The organism is uncultured Pedobacter sp. (genome assembly GCF_913776295.1).
Lineage (GTDB): Bacteria > Bacteroidota > Bacteroidia > Sphingobacteriales > Sphingobacteriaceae > Pedobacter.
In genome coordinates this window covers 13,276-34,706 of record NZ_CAJYOJ010000015.1, presented here as the reverse complement: position 1 = coordinate 34,706, position 21,431 = coordinate 13,276, and the positions used below count along the sequence as shown (strand labels likewise).

The window sequence follows — 21,431 nt, the reverse complement described above, 5'->3', positions numbered from 1 at the left end:
CGCCAAATCCGGTGGGATTCATTTTTTAACAAAAGATAGCTTCAAAGCACAAATTTTGCTAATTTTAACCTGTAATGATAACTCTCGAAAACGACTATATAAAGGTTAGCCTGGCGGCTAAAGGCGCAGAAATTCAAGGTTTATTTAGTAAAGAAACCAAACTTGAATATTTATGGAATGCCAACCCCAAGTATTGGGCAAAACATAGCCCTGTGTTGTTTCCTATTGTTGGCTCATTAAAAAACAACAGCTTTATTTACCAGGGCGAGCACTATGAATTGCCCCGTCATGGTTTTGCCCGGGATCATGTTTTTAATTTTGAAAAAATAAGTGAAGGAGAGGGTGTTTTTACGTTAACCCAAAATGCAGATACCTTAAAAGGATATCCGTTCTATTTCGAGCTGAAACTAAGGTATCAGTTAACAGACAGCAAGCTGAAGTTAACCTACGAGGTAAAAAATACCGGTACCAGTGAACTTTTATTCTCGATTGGCGCACACCCGGCATTTGCGGTTCCCAATACGCCCGATACCGTTTACGAAGATTATTACCTGACCTTTAATGCCGATCAAAAATTAACTTTCTGGAAACTGGCAGACGGCCTGGTGGCCAACGAAACTGAAAATATTGAACTTAACGCACATAAGCTAAAGCTTACACACGAGCTGTTTTATAACGATGCGCTGGTTTTTAAGAACCTGCAGAGTAATTGTATTAGTTTACTGAACAGCAAAAACGATCACGGCCTACACTTCCATTTTGAAAAGTTTCCTTATTTCGGGATATGGGCTGCGCCAGATGCGCCTTTTGTATGTTTAGAACCTTGGTGCGGAGTGGCCGATGGAATTAATCATAACCAGGAGCTGTCAGCTAAAGAGGGCATCATAAAACTTGATGCAGGTGGAACCTGGTCGCGGTTTTGGGAAGTAGAATGTTTTTAAATTGGATTGCTTAATCGGGATGCATCAGAACCGTGAGTTTGATCTGAAATCAGCAGTTAGATCATGATCTCCGATAGGCTACCACTTTGTGTCGTCCAAACTTTCTTTTGCAACCTTTGCGCCGGAAAATGGAGCCACCAAAAACAACTAAAAATTTTAAAGCGATAACCTGCTTAAAGTTTCCCTTGTTACCCCAAGATAAGAAGCAATAAGGGTTTTCGGAATTCTTTTCTGTAAAGATGGGTATTGGTTACGCCACTGCTTATAACGCTCGGCGGCATTGTTGCTTAATAAAGCCAATACCCTTTTTTGTAAGGCCATATTGCCGGTTGTATATTTTTTCCTGAAAAAATACTCCATTTTGCGGGAAGAGGCGCAGAGCTTTTCTTTATTTTCAAAAGAGATGGAAAGTGTATCTGTGTCTTCAATGCAATCGACATTTAAGGTTGCCGGCATCCCCGTATTAAAAGCATTTGGATCAGAAAACCACCACTCTTCCATAGCCAACTGTAAAATATATTCTTTTCCTTCATGGTCGGTGTATGAAGATTTAACAATGCCCTTTACCACAAAATGTTCCTGACTGGCCGTATCACCTGACTGGATAATATACTGGTGTTTTTTGTATTTCCGCCTCGTAAAAAAAGATGCAGCATAATCAAATTCTTCATCTGTTAAACAAACGATCTGATGGATATGCGCTCTTAAAAAATCTAGTTCCATGTGTCTGATGCAAACAAATGTACTGTTTATTCAAGATTTTTAAACCTGATATTCTTGTTTTGACCCAATATTTGCGTGATCATCATCACACTAAAATAGTGATGTATGTCCTTTCCTAAATTTCTTTCCTGTTTTATGTTTGCAGCAACACACATACGAACACACAGATGAAACTTAAATTTCCAGCATTAATTGCCGCATTATCTTATTTATTTATTCCAAACGCGCATGCCCAAAGTTTAGCCAAAATGAACTGGTTTAACGAACCTGAAAAATGGGAGATCAGGGATAAAAACACCTTTAGCATGTTTGTTCCGGCCAAAACCGATTACTGGCGGATATCACACTATGGTTTTACCGTTGATGATGCCCCTTTTTATTACGCTACTTATGGCGGTGAATTTGAGGTAAAAGTAAAAATCACGGGAAATTATGTAACCACTTTTGATCAGATGGGACTAATGCTCCGCATTAATGAAGAAGAATGGATAAAGGCCGGGGTTGAGTTTGTAAATGGAAAACAGCACGTAAGTGCTGTGGTAACACATAAAACCAGCGACTGGAGTGTAGTAGAACTGGAAAAAGCCCCTGCATCAATCTGGATGAAAGCCGTTCGAAAACTGGACGCAGTCGAGATTTTCTATTCATTTGATGATCAAAAATATACCATGTTACGCACCTGTTATTTTAAAGACAATGCACCTGTAATGGTGGGCCTGGTGGCGGCGTGCCCGGATGGCAAGGGTTTTAACGCTACTTTCGAAAATTTTAAGGTGACCACCACACCTGATCAGCGCCGGCTGGATTGGGCAAAAAAACAACAGCATTGATATTTTTTATCAAGTGGTTGTCATTTCGACCGTAGCGCCGCCCGTACAGGCGGGGAGAATTTTTTAACTTGATTATAAGTCTCTCCATTTCGCTTTGCTCCAGTCGGGATGACGATTTTTCTATAAACTTAAATTAATCATCTATTATTCTCAGATCTTGACCAACTGATCAACCAATTCCTGAAAAGCTGGCCGCTCCAAAGGCACCGGATTTAAACAGGTATTCCTAATTTCGCTGATAGCCGTATAAACCTCCTCACTTACTGTTTCGTTTTTTAAAGAAAGTAAATCATCCAGCAGGTATCCATAAGCACTTACTTCTATCCGCTCAAGCACAGCGGCAGCCTCAGCTGTTTTATCGTAAAAGCTGGCAGCACCAAAATCGCCAAACAAGGTGTGGCCCTCGTCATCAATCAAAGTATTGTGCGCATATAAATCGCCATGCATTATGCCTGCTTCATGCAATTGGGCAGCTAATGAGGCAATCGTTTTGGCAATGCCGGTAATCTGTTTTTCGGAAAGTTTTCGTTCAGGAGGAAAAACATCCCTGGTACAGCTTTCTAAACTCGGCGGAAGGCCCAGATTATAAAAATGATGCGGAATCAGGTCCATCACCAATCCTTTTTTATCTTCCGGATGAAGGGCAATCTGCCCGATTAAATTAACCAGGCCGGGATGGTATCCTGCGGCAATATAAGCGCTCATTTCATCTTCCGGCAAACCGTCGCTCGTTACCTTGCCCTTAAATATTTTAACGGCCACTTCACGGGTTTCATCACCAATGGTTCTGTTTGCCTTCGAAATGATGCCCGAAGCACCCTCGCCCAATAAATGGCTGACTTCTAAATCATGCCAATTGATCAGTGAAAGTGTTTCAACAGCAGGTGTTTTGCTAAAATTATTGCCCGAAAAGGCAATCCACGATAATTTTGGCAATTGTGTAATCCACCATGGTAATTCCTGAAGTTTATTGGCTGCGATCCGCAATAAAGCCAGATTCCTGCAATTGCTTAATTCTTTGGGCAGCGCCGATAAACGGTTACCCGATAACATCAGCTTTTGCATCCTGCCGCACAGACCTATTTCTTTGGGTAATTCGGCAATATTGTTGTTTGTTAAAATCAGCCAGCGGAGATTAGGATTCAGGGATTTAGCTGGCACCGATATGATCTGGTTAGATTTAAAACCCACAATATCAAGCAAAGGGCAATCGGCCAATTGCTCGGGCATAACCGTAAAAAGGTTTTCGGAACAGAAAAAAATCTTCAGCTTTTTTAACCGGCCGAAATCTGCCGGCAATGCATTTAATTTGTTAAAAGATAAATCCAGCACTTCCAAAGTATCAGCAAGTTCAAATATTTCCTTTGGGAACTCGGTCAGGTTTTCAGAAAGTTTTAAGGATACAGCGCCTTTTAGTTCGCCATTTCGAAGCGCTAACAAGCTTTGCATAGATATTGGTTTTATAATTTGGACCGAAGATAAAGGATTTGGTTTGAAGTTTTCTGGCAGAAGTGGGAGGGAAGGGCTGAAAGGCTGAAATTACTTGTTTTATTCTTAAAAATTGTCAATCCTGAGTACAATCAGGGATCTTGATTGAATAGGTTTGTAATTTCTTGCTCATTAATGATGGATTGCCTCGCATAGCCTACTCCTGGCTCCCCACTATGTTCAGCAAGAAAAAATACGATATAGTCATTAATTATTATATCCAACTTAGTTATAAACAAAATCTATACATCAATTTTTATTGGCATTAAAAATTTAATCGCCTATATTTACAAAAAAACTTTAGGGGTGCCTACGTGCTGAGAAATACCCTTTGAACCTGATGCAGTTAGTACTGCCGAAGGGAAAAGTGAAAGCAATCTTATCATTGCTGTCTTTTCGATCTCCATTTTGGGGCAATCTCTATAGTTTTTCCAATTTTTTTTAATATGGAAGTAACTATAAATAATCAACACTACCAACTTCACGAATCCTGTTCCATCGAACAGATGCTGGCTGCCATCATTTCAACCGAAACGAATGGCCTGGCCATCGCGGTTAACCAAACCATCATTTCCAAATCGGTTTGGAATACCTATGTGCTAAATCCCGGCGATCAGATTATACTCATTAAAGCCACTCAGGGCGGATAAAATCATCTCACATGAAAACAGAAAAAATTCCAGATCAGGAAATCATCAGCCGCAATCCGTTTCCGGCTTCACGAAAAATATTTGTGCCAGGTAAAATCCACAATATCCAGGTGGCCATGCGTGAAATCAGCCTGACGGACACTAAAATCCATAACAGCTTTGGTTTAACCGAGCCAAATCCACCGGTAACGGTTTATGATACCAGTGGCCCCTATACCGACCCGAATGCGGTTATTGACGTAAGGAAAGGCCTTCCGCGTTTAAGAGAGCAGTGGATTAAAGACAGACTTGATGTTGAAGAGCTTTCACAATTATCGTCGGTTTACGGGCAGCAACGGCTAGCCGATGAAAAACTGGATGCCTTACGCTTCAATTTTATCAAAAAACCTTACAGGGCAAAAGCAGGTGCCAATGTATCACAAATGCATTATGCCAAAAAAGGCATCATTACCGCCGAAATGGAATACATTGCTATCAGGGAAAATCAGCAGATCGAATTGCTGAATGCGCAATTGGGCGGGCAGCATGAGGTTATGAACCATCAGCATCAGGGCAATAGTTTTGGAGCCAATACCCCTAGAGGATTCATTACACCAGAATTTGTGCGGGATGAAGTGGCTGCCGGACGGGCAGTAATTCCATGCAATATCAACCACCCTGAACTCGAACCGATGATTATCGGACGTAACTTTCTGGTAAAGATCAATGCCAATATTGGTAATTCTGCGGTTACCTCTACCATTGAAGAAGAAGTAGAAAAAGCCGTATGGGCCTGCCGTTGGGGTGCAGATACGATTATGGACCTTTCTACAGGAAAAAACATCCACGAAACCCGCGAATGGATTATCCGTAACTCGCCGGTTCCCATCGGTACCGTTCCCATTTATCAGGCCCTCGAAAAAGTAAATGGAAAAGCGGAAGACCTCACCTGGGAAATTTTCCGCGACACCTTGATTGAGCAAGCCGAACAAGGCGTTGATTATTTTACCATCCATGCAGGCGTACTGCTCCGATACGTGCCTTTAACAGCCAAACGAATCACCGGAATTGTTTCACGGGGAGGATCCATTATGGCCAAATGGTGCCTGGCCCACCACAAAGAAAATTTCCTTTATACCCATTTTGAGGAGATCTGTGAAATCATGAAAGCTTATGACGTGGCTTTTTCATTAGGCGATGGTTTAAGGCCGGGCTGTATTGCAGATGCAAACGATGCCGCACAGTTTTCGGAACTCGAAACACTTGGTGAACTGACCAAAATTGCCTGGAAACACGATGTCCAGACCATTATCGAAGGACCTGGCCATGTACCCATGCACCTGATTAAAGCCAATATGGAAAAACAGCTCGAACATTGTGCTGAGGCGCCATTTTATACTTTGGGTCCGCTAACTACCGATATTGCTCCGGGTTACGACCACATTACATCGGCTATTGGCGCAGCCATGATTGGCTGGTATGGAACAGCAATGTTGTGTTATGTTACGCCTAAAGAACATTTAGGCCTGCCAAACAAAAAAGATGTTAAAGATGGTGTGATTACCTATAAAATTGCCGCACATGCGGCCGATCTGGCCAAAGGACACCCCGGCGCACAATACCGCGACAATGCTTTAAGCAAGGCAAGGTTCGAATTTAGGTGGGAAGACCAGTTTAATCTCTCGCTCGATCCGGATACGGCAAAAGAATTCCATGATGAAACCTTGCCGGCAGAAGGCGCAAAGATTGCGCATTTCTGCTCCATGTGCGGACCAAATTTCTGTTCGATGAAAATTACGCAGGATGTACGTGAATATGCCGCACAACAAGGGGTAGAAGCAAACGAAGCTTTGACCAAAGGGATGCAGGAAAAATCGAAAGAGTTTACCGAAAAAGGAAGTGAAATTTATTCTTAGCCTGTCATGGAACTGATCGTAATCTCCAGGCCCGACTTTTTTAAAGCAGAATGCCACTTCGTTAACCAGCTTTTCGAAGCCGGTTTAAGCATTTTCCATTTGCGTAAACCAGCCGCAGATGAAACTGCACATCGTAAATTTATGGATGGTATTTCAACCGGATATCATCCACGGATTGCTTTGCATCATTTCCATTCGCTTGCTAATAATTACCATATCCATCGCATCCACCATACCGAAAGTTTCAGGAAGGAAAGGAATAATGTAGAATTGCCCGAAAGCCAAATTTTAAGCACTTCTATCCATCACCTGGATGATAGCACTCAGATCGGGCAATACCATTACAGTTTTTTTGGTCCGGTGTTCAATAGCCTTTCCAAGTCTGGTTACCGGGGTATAATTCCGCCAGATTTCCGTTTGGGAAAACAGTCTGCCAAACCTAAAATCATCGCCCTTGGCGGCATCGGCTTAACCGAAATCGATAAGGTAAAGGCAATGGCTTTCGATGGTGTTGCGCTACTGGGCTGCATCTGGAGCGATCCTTCGCAAGCCCTGACTAATTTTAAAAAAGCACAGGCAAAATGCCTTGCTTATGAAGAAAATTTAACCATACCATTATGATTCAGCACATCCAATACATCTCGCAATCCCCTAAAACAGGCAACCATATTGATGCCATTGAGCAGGTACTCCGGGCCGGTGGAAAGTGGATCCAGCTCCGCATTAAAAACCAGGCAGAAGCCGAAATCCTGCCTTTTGCAAAAACTGCACAGGCTTTATGCGAAAGCTACGGGGCCAAACTGATTATCAATGATTACCCGCACCTGGCAAAAGCCGTAAACAGTTATGGCGTGCATTTAGGCCTGCAGGATATGCCTATTCCCGAAGCGCGAAAAATTATCGCTAAACACCAGATCATCGGAGGTACGGCAAATACTTTCGAACATATCCAGCAAAGGGTAGCTGAAGGAGCAGATTATATTGGCCTGGGGCCTTTCAGGTTTACGCGAACAAAAGAAAATCTAAGTCCTGTTGTAGGCCTGGAAGGTTACCAGAAGTTGATGGATCAAGTAAGGAAAGCCGGAATCAGTACACCTATAATTGCCATTGGCGGTATCGAAACAGCAGATATTCCGGCTATACTCGAAACCGGAATTTACGGAATTGCCCTATCAGCGGCACTCACCAACCAAACACAAACAGCTGCGGTTCTTGATGAGATCAACAGCAAATTCAATATTCATTCGATTTAAAAAATGACAGATATGTTAACTATAGCAGATCAAACCTTTAGTTCACGCCTTTTTACCGGAACCGGAAAATTCAGTTCGGCAAAAGAGATGGAAAATGCTATCATTGCTTCGGGTTCCGAACTGGTGACGGTGGCCCTCAAACGGGTAGATCTAAAAAGCAAAGATGATGATATCCTTCATCACCTTAAATACCCGCACATTAATTTATTGCCCAATACTTCTGGTGTGCGTAATGCAAAAGAAGCCGTTTTTGCCGCTCAACTGGCACGGGAAGCCCTGGAAACCCACTGGATCAAGCTGGAAATCCATCCGGATCCCAAATATCTTCTGCCCGATCCGATCGAAACGTTAAAAGCGACCGAAGAACTGGTTAAACTTGGTTTTGTAGTGCTGCCATACATCCATGCCGATCCCGTTTTATGCAAACGTTTGGAAGATGTGGGAACCGCAGCAGTAATGCCCTTAGGATCGCCAATTGGCAGCAACAAAGGCTTAAGAACAATCGATTTTCTGGAGATCATCATCAGCCAGAGCCGGGTACCGGTAATTGTAGATGCAGGCATTGGTGCACCCTCTGACGCTGCAAAAGCGATGGAAATCGGGGCAGACGCCGTTTTAGTGAATACTGCGATTGCCATTGCTAAAAACCCAACTGATATGGCGACAGCTTTTAAACTGGCTGTTGAAGCCGGCAGAATGGCCTTCGAATCTAAATTGGGTACCCAACAACATTACGCTACGGCAAGCAGTCCATTAACCGCATTTCTAGATGAAGAGTTTTAACGAAGTATTTGAGTCCTACAATTGGGACGATACCAAAGCCAGTATTTACGACAAAACAGCAGCAGATGTAGAGCAGGCTTTGAGCAATCCGCAGCGGACACTGGAAGATTTTAAAGCCTTGATCTCGCCCGCCGCATTGCCCTATCTCGAAGATATGGCGCAGATCAGCCAGCGTTTAACCTTAGATCGCTTTGGCCGGACCATCCAAATGTATATTCCGCTTTACCTCTCTAATGAGTGTAATAATATCTGCACCTATTGCGGCTTCAGTTACGATAATAAAGTGCGACGCCGGACCCTTAGCCCCATGGAAATTATGCAGGAAGTGGCCGTAATTAAAGGTATGGGTTACGACCACGTATTACTGGTAACGGGCGAAGCCAACCAAACGGTACACACCGGTTATTTTAAAAAAGTATTGGATCTCATCAGTCCACATTTTGCCCATATCGCCATGGAGGTACAGCCTTTGGATGTGGAAGACTATCAGACACTCATTCCACACGGCTTAAATACGGTACTCGTTTACCAGGAAACCTATCATCAGGACGATTACCGAAAACACCACCCGAAAGGCAAAAAAGCTAACTTTTTATACCGCTTAGAAACTCCAGACCGTTTGGGGCAGGCTGGCATCCATAAAATGGGGCTCGGCGTGCTCATTGGCCTCGAAGACTGGAGAACAGATTCATTTTTTACGGCCCTACATTTATCTTACCTCGAAAAACAGTATTGGCAGAGTAAATTCAGCATCTCCTTTCCAAGGTTGCGGCCATTTAGTGGCGGTTTGGAGCCTAAAGTGGTGATGAATGATAAGGAACTGGTACAGCTGATCTGTGCCTATCGGTTATTTAACAGTGAAGTGGAACTGTCTATCTCCACCCGCGAGACAGAAAATTTCCGGAACCATATTATTAAACTGGGGATTACGGCCATTAGCGCGGGTTCTAAAACCAATCCGGGCGGTTACAAAGTAGCGCCTCAATCTTTGGAGCAGTTCGAAATATCTGATGAGCGATCGGCACAGGAAATTGCTGCCATGATCAGAAAACAAGGTTATGAACCCATCTGGAAAGATTGGGACAGGAGTTTAATCCGTCAATGATGTTAGCTAAAACAGAATTAAACCGCTATAACCGCCAAATGATCTTGCCCGAACTGGGCCTGGAGGGACAGGAAAAGCTGCAGGCGGCCAAAGTATTGGTTATCGGTGCCGGTGGCCTGGGCTGCCCTATATTACAATACCTCACCGCAGCAGGCGTGGGCAAAATAGGTATTGTAGATGATGATGCAGTGGAGTTAAGCAACCTGCACCGGCAGATTTTATATAACGATAACGATATTGGCCTGGCAAAAGCAAAGGTAGCGGCTACTAAACTTGCATTGCTTAATCCACACGTAAATTTTACGGCTTATAACGAACGCCTTACTGCAGAAAATGCAATATCTATCTGCCAGGAATATGATCTGGTGATGGATTGCTCTGATAATTTTAACACACGGTACCTGGTGAACGATACCTGTATAAGCTTAGGCAAAACCTTGGTATTCGGCTCCATCCTGGCTTTTGAAGGACAAGTTGCGGTGTTCAATCATCAAGGTGGCGCTAATTACAGAGACCTTTACCCGGCACCGCCAGCCGAAAGTATGAATTGTGTAGCAGGCGGCGTAATCGGAATTTTACCCGGAATTATCGGATTATATATGGCCAATGAAGCCATTAAACTAATTTGCAGCATCGGCGAAACGCTTTCTGGGAAATTGATGACGATCGATGCCTTGACCAACAGAATATCCGTATATAAAATTGCTTCCGAAAGGCAAACAACAATCATTACATCCGAAACGAAGGCAATACAGGAAATTGACAAGGCCACTTTGGATCAATGGCTTTCTGAATCGCCTGATAAAGTTTTTTTAATTGATGTACGCGAAGATTATGAACATGAAGAAAACAATATGGGCGGGGTAAACATATCCTTATATGAACTAAAAAATTCGCTCACCGCTATTCCAAAACATAAAAAAGTGGTTTGTTATTGCCAAACCGGGCAAAGGAGTAAAATGGCGGTGCGGTTATTAAAGGGTATATATGAGGGGGAAGTGTATGGTTTAATTGATCCGTTACGATAAAAGCTCAATCCAGTGCAACGAATTTCCGGACCATGAACGCTTAAAATATGAGCGTATGACCCAAAGCCAGGTGATTATCCTAATACTTGAAAATATCTTTTTCAAGTCGCTCTACCCTTTGTATGCTGGTACATTCTATGCGGGTTCTAATTCAGTTTCATTTATTCTATCTACAGTTTCTGTTACCTTTGGACCTGTATCAGCTGCACCTCCCTGTTTCGTCGGTAATTTTTCTTCTTTCTCCATCTTACTCGCAGCAAAACCACAAAGGCCTACAAAAAAAGCTGCACATATAAACCACACTAAACGAGTAAGCATATACCTGTCATTAGAAGTATATTTAGTTAAAATGTTACTGGTGAGTGGTTTTAGCACTCTTTGTAAATCTTTAGGATAAGCACCGCTATCAGTAAAAAACTCATGATCCTTTCCATGGCCTTTATACCACACTTTACCAATCGAATAACTGGTCAAGGTATCGGGTAAAGTTATTTTCTGTTGCTGCCTTAGCGTTTTCTCATTTAAAGGAATGATTGGCGCACCAACGTTTTGTTTTCCATCCTTAATGGGCTCATAGTGATCTTCATCCCAATACATATATTTTTCATCTGGTTCTGGCATCCTGATTTTGGTCCTACGTTCCCAAACCGCAAAAGAAGTGGTGCCAACAAATAATAAAATGATGCAGAAAATAGTGATATAAGGCTGGGAGAATTTTGGAACATATACTTGTCCCCTAGGTTGTCTAGGGTCGGGCTTTGTGGTATCCTTATCCGGCGGGGTTGGAGAAGGAAAAAGTTCATCTATAGGTACCCCACCTATTTTAATTGTTTTTTCAGTACTTGAATAATAATAAGAACTTCTAGGTCTAGGTTCCAAATCTATTAACCATGCTAAAAGATTACTATTTCTTTCATCTGTTGTTTCTGTTTCACCTTTGATGTGTTTCCAAAGAGCTCTGTAATCATCAGGCTCAGAAGCGATTATTTTTTTATGGAAATCGACCCCAATTTTATCTACATCAAAGTACATTGCAAGTACATCCGCATCCTTAGGGTCATATCTGTTTGCATAAACATTTAAACATGCACTTCTTAATTTGGTAGTAGTCTCTCTTGGCAAAATAGCATGTAGCTTCCCATTATCTCTCATTTTTTTATAGGCAGCCAATACTATGTCTTGATAATCTTCAGGCATTTTTCAAAAATTTTAGGCGTAAAAATAGAAATGGAATTTCTGGAATCTTTACGGGTTTCCGGAATTCCTTGGAATTTAAAAAGAATTCTTTAGAATCTTTGGAATTATCTGAAAACTAGCAGTTTGAAGCTTGGATATTTGTCCCAACAATTAATTCAAGCAACGATTCAAACGATAATCCAAGCAAGAATTAAAAGTTAAAAAAGAGTAGAAATCGCGGTTGTGAATAGCCGGTTTGGGAAGCAGTTATTGACTCCCGCGACAGACACTCGAACACTTCCCAAAAATTTTCAGAAGGCCTTCTGAAATCCATGTAGCAGCCCCCACTCAAGGTGAGTGGGGAACTACGAGTATTTCATTCTAAAATTTTTGACAAAATGTTTTTACCTCTTTTTATTGCCATTTTACTTGGCCTGGCAACGCCTGCAAATACAAATAACAATTGCGGCCACAACAGTGGTACAGTAGTAAACGCTAATGATACCGACCCTAATGATAACGGTGACCCGGGAGACACAGACCCAGGCGACGATACTGGAGGCGAAGGGGCTCACGTGCCACCTAAAAACCCTTAATAAAAAAAGAAAGGCAGCCTAAAAACTGCCTTTCTTTTTTTATATTTGATTAATTAATAGCTCAATCTTGAAAAAATCGTCCGCATTTTTATTCTTTGTTTTAGCAATACTTGCCTGTAAAAAAGACATCAACAATAGAAATATCGTTAAGGATACTAATTATAGTATCGCAGAGTCTTATCTAAACAAAAATACTGATTCAGCTTTTTATTATTTTAGTAAAGTTACTACCAATCCTAAGGATAGTCTACAAGTAGCTATGGCTTATAATTATATGGCCGTTATGCAATCTGACGCAGGGGATTACTTTGGAGCTCAAGAAAGCTTAATTGCATCATTAAACTTTTTAGATGACGATCGAAAAACAGATTTCAGCTGTATATCATCTGATTATAATGAGCTTGGATTAAATAGCATTAATTTAAGGAAATACAACGAAGCCGTAGATTTTCATGAACTTGCTATCAAATTCTCAAATAACAATTCCTTCAGATCAATGTTCCTAAATAACAAAGCATTGGCCTATCAGAAGGCAGGGAATTACAATGCTTCAATCAAGATTTATTCGGGCATTATTTCAAAGAAAATCACTAGTAAAAAAGAATATGCTAGGGTACTTTCTAATCTTGCCAAAACTAAATGGCTTCAAAATCCCAATTATAATGCAGCTCCTGAATTTTTAAAAGCACTACATATCCGCGAGATAGAAAAAGATCAATGGGGGCAAAATGCAAGTTATGCTCACCTTTCAGATTACTACGAGAAGAAGAAGCCAGACTCAGCATTAATGTATGCGAAAAAGATGTATCAAATTGCAGAAAAATTAGCTAGTCCGGATGATCGCCTGGAAGCCCTGCAGAAACTGATCAAACTAAGTCCACCTAAAGAAACAAAAACATTTTTCAAAGTTTACGAAAAACTAAACGATAGCATTCAAACCGCACGCAGCGCCGCCAAAAACCAGTTCGCACTGATCCGTTATGAAACCGAAAAAAGTAAAGCCGACAACCTGGTGCTGCAAAAGGACAATGATGGTAAAAGATATCAAATCATCATTCTGGCTTTTGGTATTGTTTTAATATCGGTTACCGGAACCATTCTTTATAAGAAAAGGAAACAACGGATAGAACTTCAGGCACAAAATACCATCCGCGATAACAAACTCAAAACTTCACAAAAAGTGCACGATGTGGTTGCCAATGGATTGTACAGAATCATGAGCAAACTCGACAATCAGGAAACGCTGAAAGACCATCCTATAGTTAATGAGATTGAAGCGCTTTATGAACAGTCGCGGGATATTTCTTATGAAATACCGGGATCAAAAAAATTTCCTTTCAACGAGAAAATATCCGAACTGCTGCAATCCTTTGCTTCAGAAAGCACCAAAGTGATATTGGTCGGCAATTCTGCTCCATTATGGGAAAAAGTTTCCGAACAGGCAAAAAATGAGATAGCACACATCCTTCAGGAACTGATGGTAAACATGGGTAAACATAGCCAGGCAAGCGATGTGGTGATCAGGTTTGAACAGGCAGCGCAAAAAATAAACATTTATTATACTGATAATGGGATCGGTATCAGGGGTGAAATACAACCCAACAACGGACTTACCAATACGGGAACCCGTATTGATGCGATTGGTGGTACCATTACCTTTGATACCAAAGTTGAAAAGGGGCTTAAAATCAAAATCTCTTTTCCGGTTTCCTAATTGTATTAATATGTTTAAAAGAATACTCATTGCCGAAGATCAAGAAACACAGAATATTTCGCTACAGAAAACACTGGCCGATTTGGGTTCAGAAAAACCTGAATATGTTTATTATTGCGATGATGCCCTAACCTGGATAAAAAATGCCATTAAAATGGAGCGCCCTTACGATTTGTTGATTACCGACCTCTATTTTGAGGAAGACCATAACCGGCAAAAAATTGCCGGAGGTGCCGAACTCATTACAGCGGCCAAAACATTACAGCCTGAATTAAAAATCCTGGTGTTTTCGGGAGAAAGTAAACCGGCAGTTATCGACATGTTATTCAAAGAAATGAATATAGACGGCTATGTCAGAAAAGCCCGCCACGATGGTCAGTACCTCAAGCTGGCCATTAATGCCATCTACAATCATAAGAAATACCTTTCACCAGACCTAAAACAGGCCAGAAAAGAAAATAATTCGCACGATTTTACAGATTTAGATATTGCCATTATTTCTCAACTCGTGGAGGGGACACCTCAAAAAAATATCCCCTATTATCTGCAGGAGCACAACATTAAGCCATCAGGCCTCAGCAGCATTGAAAAACGTCTTAATTTGATGAAAGAGGTATTAGGTTTCTCCAAAAACGAACAGCTCATTGCCTATTGTAAAGATATCGGGATTATTTAGAACGGTGTCTGGCGATAAGCAATTGGCGGGTCAATTGATTAAAAGTGCTGAATGCATATTCCCCCGGCCTCCATTGTAAGGGGAATGAAGAACTCGTTGCTGCAATAAGCATTTTATCAATCCACATAAAATCAGAAATTAATGGAGACACAGTTTGAATCAATTTCAAACAGTTAATGCCATGATCTTCGCCCTGCTACGGTTTCCCGTAAGGATAACATTTTCAGCCGCACTACTTTTGCTCAACAAACCAAAAGCAACGCTTAAATGGATCTTAAATTAAAATTAGAACAACTCCACCAGCGGGTGGTTGGATTAAAAGACCAGATCAATACCGAAGAGGCGACGAAAAATGCATTTGTAATGCCATTTATTCAAATCCTGGGTTACGATATTTTTAATCCCACAGAAGTAATCCCGGAGCACATTTGTGATATCGGCACCAAAAAAGGGGAAAAAGTAGATTACGTGATCCGTAAAAACAACGAGCCCATTCTGATCTTTGAATGTAAACATTGGAAAGAAAATGCCGATGCGCACAATTCTCAGTTGCACCGTTATTATCATGTGTCTAAAGCCAGGTTTGGCGTATTAACCAACGGTACGGTTTATAATTTTTACGCCGACCTTGAAAAACCGAACATTATGGATGAAAAACCTTTCCTGACCATTGATATTGAGGATTTGAAGGATAACGCCATCAAAATACTCGAAAGTTTTACCAAAAACGAGTATAACCTGGAAACAATCCTCGATTCGGCCGAAGGTTTAAAATACATCAAAGCCATCAGAAAGGAATTTGAAAAAGAAACAGATAGCCCCTCTGATGAAATGGTAAAGTTATTGGTGAACCGGTTTTTCAATAAGCCTTTAACTGCAAACCGGATGATTGCCTTTAAAGAATATACCAAAAAAGCCCTGGCCATTTCCATTAACGAATCCATCAGCGACCGTTTAAAATCAGCATTGAACATTAATGAGAAAATAGATAAAAAGGAAGAAGATAAAGTGATTTCCGTTATTGGAGATGCTGATGCCTCAAAAATTGTAACAACCGAAGAGGAACTGGAAGCCTTCCAGATTGTAAAGGCCATTTTACGCGAAAAAATTCCTGCGGCACGCATTGCCGCGCGTGATACCCAATCTTACTTTGGGGTACTGTTGGATGACAATAACCGCAAACCGATCTGCAGGTTCTATTTTAATACGACCAATAAATACCTCGAAACTTTCCACAACGGAAAAGACGCCGGCGAGAAAAAACAGTTGTTCAGTCTTGATGAGCTTTACAATTACAGGGATCAACTACATCAAACCATAACGAATTATTAAATAAACGCTTCATGCTCTCGAAATGTAGAGGTTGTTTCATTGTTTGTTGTGAGCAGACAGAACAATCTCTCATTTTCTATTGTATGTTATTCCCTTAAATATACATCTACCATCCAACCTTCTTTGGTTAAAATAATCCTCGCTGGGGTTAGCCGTAAAGAATCCGTTTTTAGCCTGAATACCTTAGCACAATGAAAAACCTGATCATAGTGCTATTGTCGCTATTTGCCACAGGCTACGCCCGGGCTCAAAAAAAGAAAGTAATCACCTATCAACTCATGGAGGCTGGTTTTAACACGAAAACAATTAAAGGAACCATTAGCGAAGTTTACACGACCAAACGTTATGGCAAAACATTCTGGTGGGTACGAATCGGCCCCGATACCATTATCCACGTATGGCCCAGGCACCTCGATACTGCCACCATGAAACCAGGCATAACCCGAACATTTATGTCTATTAAACGCCTCGATAATAGCTGGTGGAAGAAAGAAAAATCGGAAGATTATATCAAACCGATAAAAGAATGACAGGTTTTCTCTCATTGAAGATTCTGACAAATTTAAGATATTGAAAATAAACCATTTACAATGGTTATTTCTAAGGAAATATTTTTTGGCGTTACGGTTTCCCGTAAGGTTTGAGGCTTGGGCTTCTATACTTTTGAATAGTTAACATTATCAACTTTATCTTAAATTAAAATGGAAACAAACGCTCCTATTGGAACTCCGGTAATACCGAGGTACTTTCATCAACTGGGCATTCTCGTTTTAGATGGCAGTGGCTCAATGACAGACAAAGCCCCTATGAACTCGACAAAAGCAAAAGAGGTTAATTCTGGTGTGGTAGAATTATTCAACCGACTAAATGTTAGTCGCGTAAAACAGAATTTTTCTTTTGCCTGTATAAAATTTGACGAAACTGCTACGGTGACATTACCACCAACATCCTTCGACTTTAATCGCCTAATGGGTGAGGACTATGATCCGACTATTGGAAAAGGTGGTGGAACACAAATTTTTGAAGCATTAAATGAAGCAAAGAAACTTGCCGAAAGTTTCTTAAACAGTAACCCAATAGACGGAGTACCTCATAAAGTACTAATACTACTGATGTCTGATGGTATGTGTTTCCAACCTCAAACAACTATTAGTGTTGCAGCAAATCTAAAGTCAAATCCAAAGATAAACATAGCTTGCGCATATTTTGGAACTGTTGGTGAAACGAGTACTGATGCTCAGAAAGTATTAAAGGAAGTTAGTACAGATCCGGCTACCTTCTACACAACAGTTTATGATGGTGAAGCATTAAGGGCTTTCTTTGAACGTTCAATCAGCCAATCAGCTGGAATTAAAATTGACTAAACATGGGAAAGCTAATAGCATGCGCGACTGAGACGAACAAAAATAGTATAAATCAAGATTTTTGCCTAGTAGTGAAGAACAAACTTTTAGGTATTTCTGGTGTAATTATAGCTGATGGCATTGGTTCTCACTTCAAATCAGAGATTGCTGCTAAATTTTGTTCTAGTAAATTAAAAGAACTAATAGAACAAATACAAACAATTGAAGAACTAAATCTTGAAATACTATATAAAGATGTCAAAGTATCTTTAATGGAATTTGCCAAAAATAGTAGTGAGTTTGACTTTAATACGATTGACAAGAACTCCTCACTAGGTACAACTCTTATTTGCATCCTCGATTGTGACAATACATATCTTATTGCATATTCTGGCAATGGATCTATATGGCATGTAGATGGTAGGTTCAATACATTTAGCAAAAACTTCTATCTACCATGGAATTCGGTAAACTTGTTAAATCCACATACGATTGAACAAGACGGGAAAGCTGCCTTATATCGTTATCTATCGATATCGGATAGACAGTACCTACCAACTATCTTGATTTTAAACAAAAATCAATTCCCACCTGGCGAAATAATTTTAGCCACCACAGACGGTGTATTTAGTAATGATGCCATCCCAATTGGGAAAGACTCAAATAATACGATATGGATTAAGGGAGAAGAAACCATGCCAATTCTTTATTCGCAACTTTCAAATTTTCTTAGCAGAAATCCCAAGGATTCGACGGCCGAAGATCTCGAACATGTTTTAATCCAATATCTATGTGAATTAAAAGAAAAAACTATCATGCATGATGATACGACCATTGGTATTATAATTTCAGAAAATACAATAGGATATCATCAGACGATTTATGAGAAACAGCTGAAAAGCAACCCTATAAATGAAGAAGATATTAGTTAACAGTGGCTTATCAAGCGGCATCAGGACAGAGTTTGATCTTGTAAATTCAATCGAAATCGAAGACAAGCCATTTGCCGTTGGTGGATTTGGAGAAGTTTATCACTGCATTTCCATTAATGGAATTCCTACGGTTAAAAAATTGGTTGTCAAAATTTTCAAAGACAATCTAAAAGGTTCTGAAGAGCACAGCTTCAAAACTACGCAAAGACTTCAGAAAAAAGTCAACAATGAAAACCAGACACTCTTGGCACAAAAAAGTCAAGACATTATAGAAATTTATCCTGCTTTCGCTGGGATACCACAATACAGTTTTAAGGGAGTCGTTAACGGGAATCAAATCTCTGGATTTATGGCAGACAACCTTGTAAGCCTTGGTTTTACTGAGTTCCAGCATTTCTTGCAAAATCCGTCATATTTGGCCCAATATCAAAACTTTCCAATTGAAAAAAAAATGCAAATAGCCTATCAATTGGTTTCAGCATTTAAAGTATTGGAAGATTTTCAATTTATACACGCAGATTTAAAGCCGGAGGCGTTATTTATCAACTTGACATTGGGACAAGTCGCTATAATTGATTTTGATAGCGGGGTTATAACTGAAAACCCAGATGACGAGCCATCAACTTGGGGTGCTGCGAACGATTGGGTTGCACCTGAGATATGGGAGCAACAAACAAATATACAACTAGGGGATAAAATAAAAGTTGATGTTTATTCTGATAGATGGTCTGTTGCTGTTGGCATTCATTATCTAATGACCACATTCCATCCATTATTCTTCTTAACGGAATTATCTCCTAGGATATCAAAGCAGTATTTTACTCCTCAAAATCAATGGCCTGATATTAACAAAAGTGCGTCCTACTTTCAAAAAGCAAATGAAGCCATTTACGATCAATATTTACCTTGGCTTAACTTAGCAATACCACAGCTAGTTAGAGAAAAGCTGGCTCATACGATAAATTTCGGGTACAAAAACCCTGTTGCTAGAACTTCTTACAGCGATTGGAAATCTGCCCTATTTGCAATACAACAACCGCCAAAAATCCTATTCTTTAGAACTGATAAAAATGCAATTATTGATAGTTTGGATGTGGAACTGAGTTGGGAAGTTGAGAATGCACATACAATTGAAATCGATCCAAACTTAGGCCAATTAAAATCTAAGGGTTCGGTGAAAACTAAGCCTGCTAAAAATCAAAAATTTAAGCTTACAGCAATAGGGTATTACGGGCAAACGGAATCACAATTGGAGATTAAAGTCTTTCCAACCCCGATAATAGAATCCTTAATAGTACCCACTCCAGAGATTCAACAATACTACAGTATGGATAGGTTGACCTTTCAAGGCTTTAACCTTGATTTATCAATCAATATTGAAACAAATAATATTTCACTGACATCAGAAAAGCTTATTAAGGAGAATCCTAAGATTCATCGGATATCGCAAGTATTAGATCAAATAAAACATATATTATGATAATTGGAGATTTTTTTATTTGGTGTAGTGGCGCAAAAAAACAAGTCCTCTCAGAATGTCCTATTGAAAAAGGAAAATTTATTGGAATGGGAATGGCGGTATTTTTTGTGTCAATCCTATCAGTTATATCTTCGACTTTCTTTATAACTTATGCATTCGCAAAGAAAAACGCAAATGAGCTATCTTTCGATATTCATTGGCAATACCTATTATGCGGCATTTTATGGGGTATAATTATTTTTACTGTAGATAGAAATATTGTATCCACTATTCGTAAAACAGGAGTTTTAAAGAATGAATTACAAAAAGCATACCCAAGGTTTATTCTCGCTTTGTTTATAGGAATTGTCATATCAACCCCTTTAGAGATGAAGTTTTTTGAAAAAGAAATTACCCAAAAAATTGAAGAGAAAATTCTTAGTCAACAAATTGGGCTGAATAATCAAACAACCATCCCTCTTAAAAATCAGATTGCAAATACGAAAGAACAGATAGTGCTAAATACATCATTAAGAGATGATGCTTATGCAAAGGCAGTTGCAGAAAAAAATGGAAAAGGCCTAACAGGAATAAAAAGGTATGGACCAAAAGCAAAAGAATGGGAAACTAAATCTTTTCGTTATAGCCAATTAGTTGATTCACTAAATTCCAATCTTGTAAAATTGAATGATGAATTAATGAATAGTCAAGATGGATTATCTATTGAAAAATTATATGATAAGGGAATTATACAAAAATTTGATGGAGCAGAAATGCGGATTGGTGCGTTGTATGAACTTGGTGTATTCCATTGGGTGATAACTTTGCTTTTTATTTCGCTTGAAATACTTCCTTTAATTGTTAAACTCATGATTCCAAGAGGGCCTTATGATGAAATTTTAGACAGAATGGAATACGAAGTTTTTATTGAGCAAAAGAGAATTATTTCAGACAAAAATTCTGAGATAAATAATCTTTTGGAAGAAATAGACAAAATAACTAAGCTCAAAAGTGAAACTCGGCTTTTAATAAATAAAACTAAACTCGATGCGGAGATAAAAGCAAATGAAAGTCTTCTTCAAGACATTTCTCAAAAACAGGCAAATCTTGCTAAAATAGCAGTGAAAAAGTGGTATGATGACGAGCTGAATAAGTTAAAATCAAATCAAAAGCCTCAATACATAACAACCAATACCAATTTCCAGAATCCAGGTCTGCTTACTGAATCTGATAACAAGATATCTGGCATATTTTGGATGCAGAAGGGGGCGGTAGATAATACTGAATATTATTTCCATAATGGCTCGTTAAAGGGAAATTCCTTACTTCACCTCAAAAATAATCAATACAATAAGGGAGAATGGGGATATAGGAGTAAACATGAAATTGATATTGATTTGTTGGACAATAAAACGGAGTATATCATACTTGAATTAACTGATAATTATTTAAAGTTAAAAGATAAATTGACAAATGAAATTCTTGAATTTGAAAAGTCATCCTGATT

General features: G+C 39.8%; 21 protein-coding genes and 1 riboswitch. Of the genes, 18 read left to right on the top strand and 3 right to left on the bottom strand.

Going from position 1 to position 21,431, the window contains the following annotated elements; translation table 11 throughout:
* Nucleotides 1-74: 74 nt before the first annotated feature.
* Nucleotides 75-941 (top strand): aldose 1-epimerase family protein, encoded by an 867-nt coding sequence (locus QZ738_RS03215; protein ID WP_293784482.1) that lies wholly within the window; start codon nt 75-77, stop codon nt 939-941.
* Nucleotides 942-1,097: 156 nt separating this feature from the next.
* Here the strand turns inward: QZ738_RS03215 and QZ738_RS03210 are convergent, their stop codons facing one another.
* Entirely contained in the window at nt 1,098-1,664 is a 567-nt protein-coding gene (locus tag QZ738_RS03210) for a Crp/Fnr family transcriptional regulator (protein ID WP_293784479.1), read from the bottom strand.
* A 167-nt stretch (nt 1,665-1,831) separates the two neighbouring features.
* Between QZ738_RS03210 and QZ738_RS03205 the strand changes: the two genes are divergently transcribed.
* Nucleotides 1,832-2,494 (top strand): DUF1349 domain-containing protein, encoded by a 663-nt coding sequence (locus QZ738_RS03205; protein WP_293784476.1) that lies wholly within the window; start codon nt 1,832-1,834, stop codon nt 2,492-2,494.
* 150 nt (nt 2,495-2,644) lie between these two features.
* Here QZ738_RS03205 and QZ738_RS03200 read toward each other — a convergent pair whose 3' ends face one another.
* Entirely contained in the window at nt 2,645-3,943 is a 1,299-nt protein-coding gene (locus tag QZ738_RS03200; RefSeq protein ID WP_293784473.1) for a leucine-rich repeat-containing protein kinase family protein, read from the bottom strand.
* Nucleotides 3,944-4,274: 331 nt separating this feature from the next.
* A riboswitch (TPP riboswitch) is annotated at nt 4,275-4,363 on the top strand.
* A 65-nt stretch (nt 4,364-4,428) separates the two neighbouring features.
* Between QZ738_RS03200 and thiS the strand changes: the two genes are divergently transcribed.
* Genes thiS through moeB form a run of 7 tightly spaced genes read left to right on the top strand, consistent with a single transcriptional unit; the run spans nt 4,429 to nt 10,696 of the window.
* Nucleotides 4,429-4,632 (top strand): sulfur carrier protein ThiS, encoded by a 204-nt coding sequence (gene thiS, locus QZ738_RS03195; protein WP_293784470.1) that lies wholly within the window; start codon nt 4,429-4,431, stop codon nt 4,630-4,632.
* 11 nt (nt 4,633-4,643) lie between these two features.
* Complete coding sequence (gene thiC, locus QZ738_RS03190; protein ID WP_293784467.1) at nt 4,644-6,527, top strand: phosphomethylpyrimidine synthase ThiC; 1,884 nt, start codon at nt 4,644-4,646, stop codon at nt 6,525-6,527.
* A 6-nt stretch (nt 6,528-6,533) separates the two neighbouring features.
* Nucleotides 6,534-7,148, top strand: coding sequence for a thiamine phosphate synthase (locus QZ738_RS03185; RefSeq protein WP_293784464.1), 615 nt, complete (start codon nt 6,534-6,536; stop codon nt 7,146-7,148).
* The gene (locus tag QZ738_RS03180; RefSeq protein WP_293784461.1) at nt 7,145-7,780 is read left to right on the top strand and encodes a thiamine phosphate synthase; all 636 of its coding nucleotides are present in this window, start codon (nt 7,145-7,147) and stop codon (nt 7,778-7,780) included. The genes QZ738_RS03185 and QZ738_RS03180 overlap by 4 nt, the downstream gene beginning before the upstream one ends.
* A gap of 12 nt (nt 7,781-7,792) precedes the next feature.
* Entirely contained in the window at nt 7,793-8,563 is a 771-nt protein-coding gene (locus tag QZ738_RS03175) for a thiazole synthase (RefSeq protein WP_293784458.1), read from the top strand.
* Nucleotides 8,550-9,668 carry a 2-iminoacetate synthase ThiH gene (thiH, locus tag QZ738_RS03170; RefSeq protein WP_293784455.1) on the top strand — a complete coding sequence of 373 codons (1,119 nt, stop codon included), beginning with the start codon at nt 8,550-8,552 and terminating at the stop codon, nt 9,666-9,668. Before QZ738_RS03175 ends, thiH begins: the two co-directional genes overlap by 14 nt.
* A complete protein-coding gene (moeB, locus tag QZ738_RS03165; RefSeq protein ID WP_293784452.1) occupies nt 9,665-10,696 on the top strand; it encodes a HesA/MoeB/ThiF family protein in 1,032 nt (343 codons plus the stop codon). The genes thiH and moeB overlap by 4 nt, the downstream gene beginning before the upstream one ends.
* Nucleotides 10,697-10,831: 135 nt before the next feature.
* Here the strand turns inward: moeB and QZ738_RS03160 are convergent, their stop codons facing one another.
* Entirely contained in the window at nt 10,832-11,893 is a 1,062-nt protein-coding gene (locus QZ738_RS03160; protein ID WP_293784449.1) for a hypothetical protein, read from the bottom strand.
* A gap of 377 nt (nt 11,894-12,270) precedes the next feature.
* Here QZ738_RS03160 and QZ738_RS03155 point away from each other — a divergent pair, with 377 nt between their 5' ends.
* From QZ738_RS03155 to QZ738_RS03115, 9 genes are all read left to right on the top strand, one after another.
* On the top strand, nt 12,271-12,468 hold the full coding sequence (locus tag QZ738_RS03155) for a hypothetical protein (protein ID WP_293784446.1): 198 nt from the start codon (nt 12,271-12,273) through the stop codon (nt 12,466-12,468).
* 67 nt (nt 12,469-12,535) lie between these two features.
* Nucleotides 12,536-14,182 carry an ATP-binding protein gene (locus QZ738_RS03150; protein WP_293784443.1) on the top strand — a complete coding sequence of 549 codons (1,647 nt, stop codon included), beginning with the start codon at nt 12,536-12,538 and terminating at the stop codon, nt 14,180-14,182.
* A 10-nt stretch (nt 14,183-14,192) separates the two neighbouring features.
* Nucleotides 14,193-14,858: a response regulator gene (locus tag QZ738_RS03145; protein ID WP_293784440.1), complete on the top strand. Its 666-nt coding sequence runs from the start codon at nt 14,193-14,195 to the stop codon at nt 14,856-14,858.
* 267 nt (nt 14,859-15,125) lie between these two features.
* Nucleotides 15,126-16,190: a type I restriction endonuclease gene (locus QZ738_RS03140; protein ID WP_293784437.1), complete on the top strand. Its 1,065-nt coding sequence runs from the start codon at nt 15,126-15,128 to the stop codon at nt 16,188-16,190.
* Between the two features lie 191 nt (nt 16,191-16,381).
* Nucleotides 16,382-16,720 carry a hypothetical protein gene (locus QZ738_RS03135; RefSeq protein WP_293784434.1) on the top strand — a complete coding sequence of 113 codons (339 nt, stop codon included), beginning with the start codon at nt 16,382-16,384 and terminating at the stop codon, nt 16,718-16,720.
* Nucleotides 16,721-16,891: 171 nt separating this feature from the next.
* Nucleotides 16,892-17,554, top strand: coding sequence for a vWA domain-containing protein (locus QZ738_RS03130; RefSeq protein ID WP_293784431.1), 663 nt, complete (start codon nt 16,892-16,894; stop codon nt 17,552-17,554).
* A 2-nt stretch (nt 17,555-17,556) separates the two neighbouring features.
* A complete protein-coding gene (locus QZ738_RS03125) occupies nt 17,557-18,465 on the top strand; it encodes a protein phosphatase 2C domain-containing protein (protein WP_293784428.1) in 909 nt (302 codons plus the stop codon).
* On the top strand, nt 18,446-19,945 hold the full coding sequence (locus QZ738_RS03120; protein WP_293784425.1) for a protein kinase: 1,500 nt from the start codon (nt 18,446-18,448) through the stop codon (nt 19,943-19,945). Before QZ738_RS03125 ends, QZ738_RS03120 begins: the two co-directional genes overlap by 20 nt.
* Nucleotides 19,942-21,429, top strand: a complete 1,488-nt coding sequence (locus QZ738_RS03115; protein ID WP_293784422.1) for a DUF4407 domain-containing protein — start codon at nt 19,942-19,944, stop codon at nt 21,427-21,429. Before QZ738_RS03120 ends, QZ738_RS03115 begins: the two co-directional genes overlap by 4 nt.
* Nucleotides 21,430-21,431: the final 2 nt, after the last annotated feature.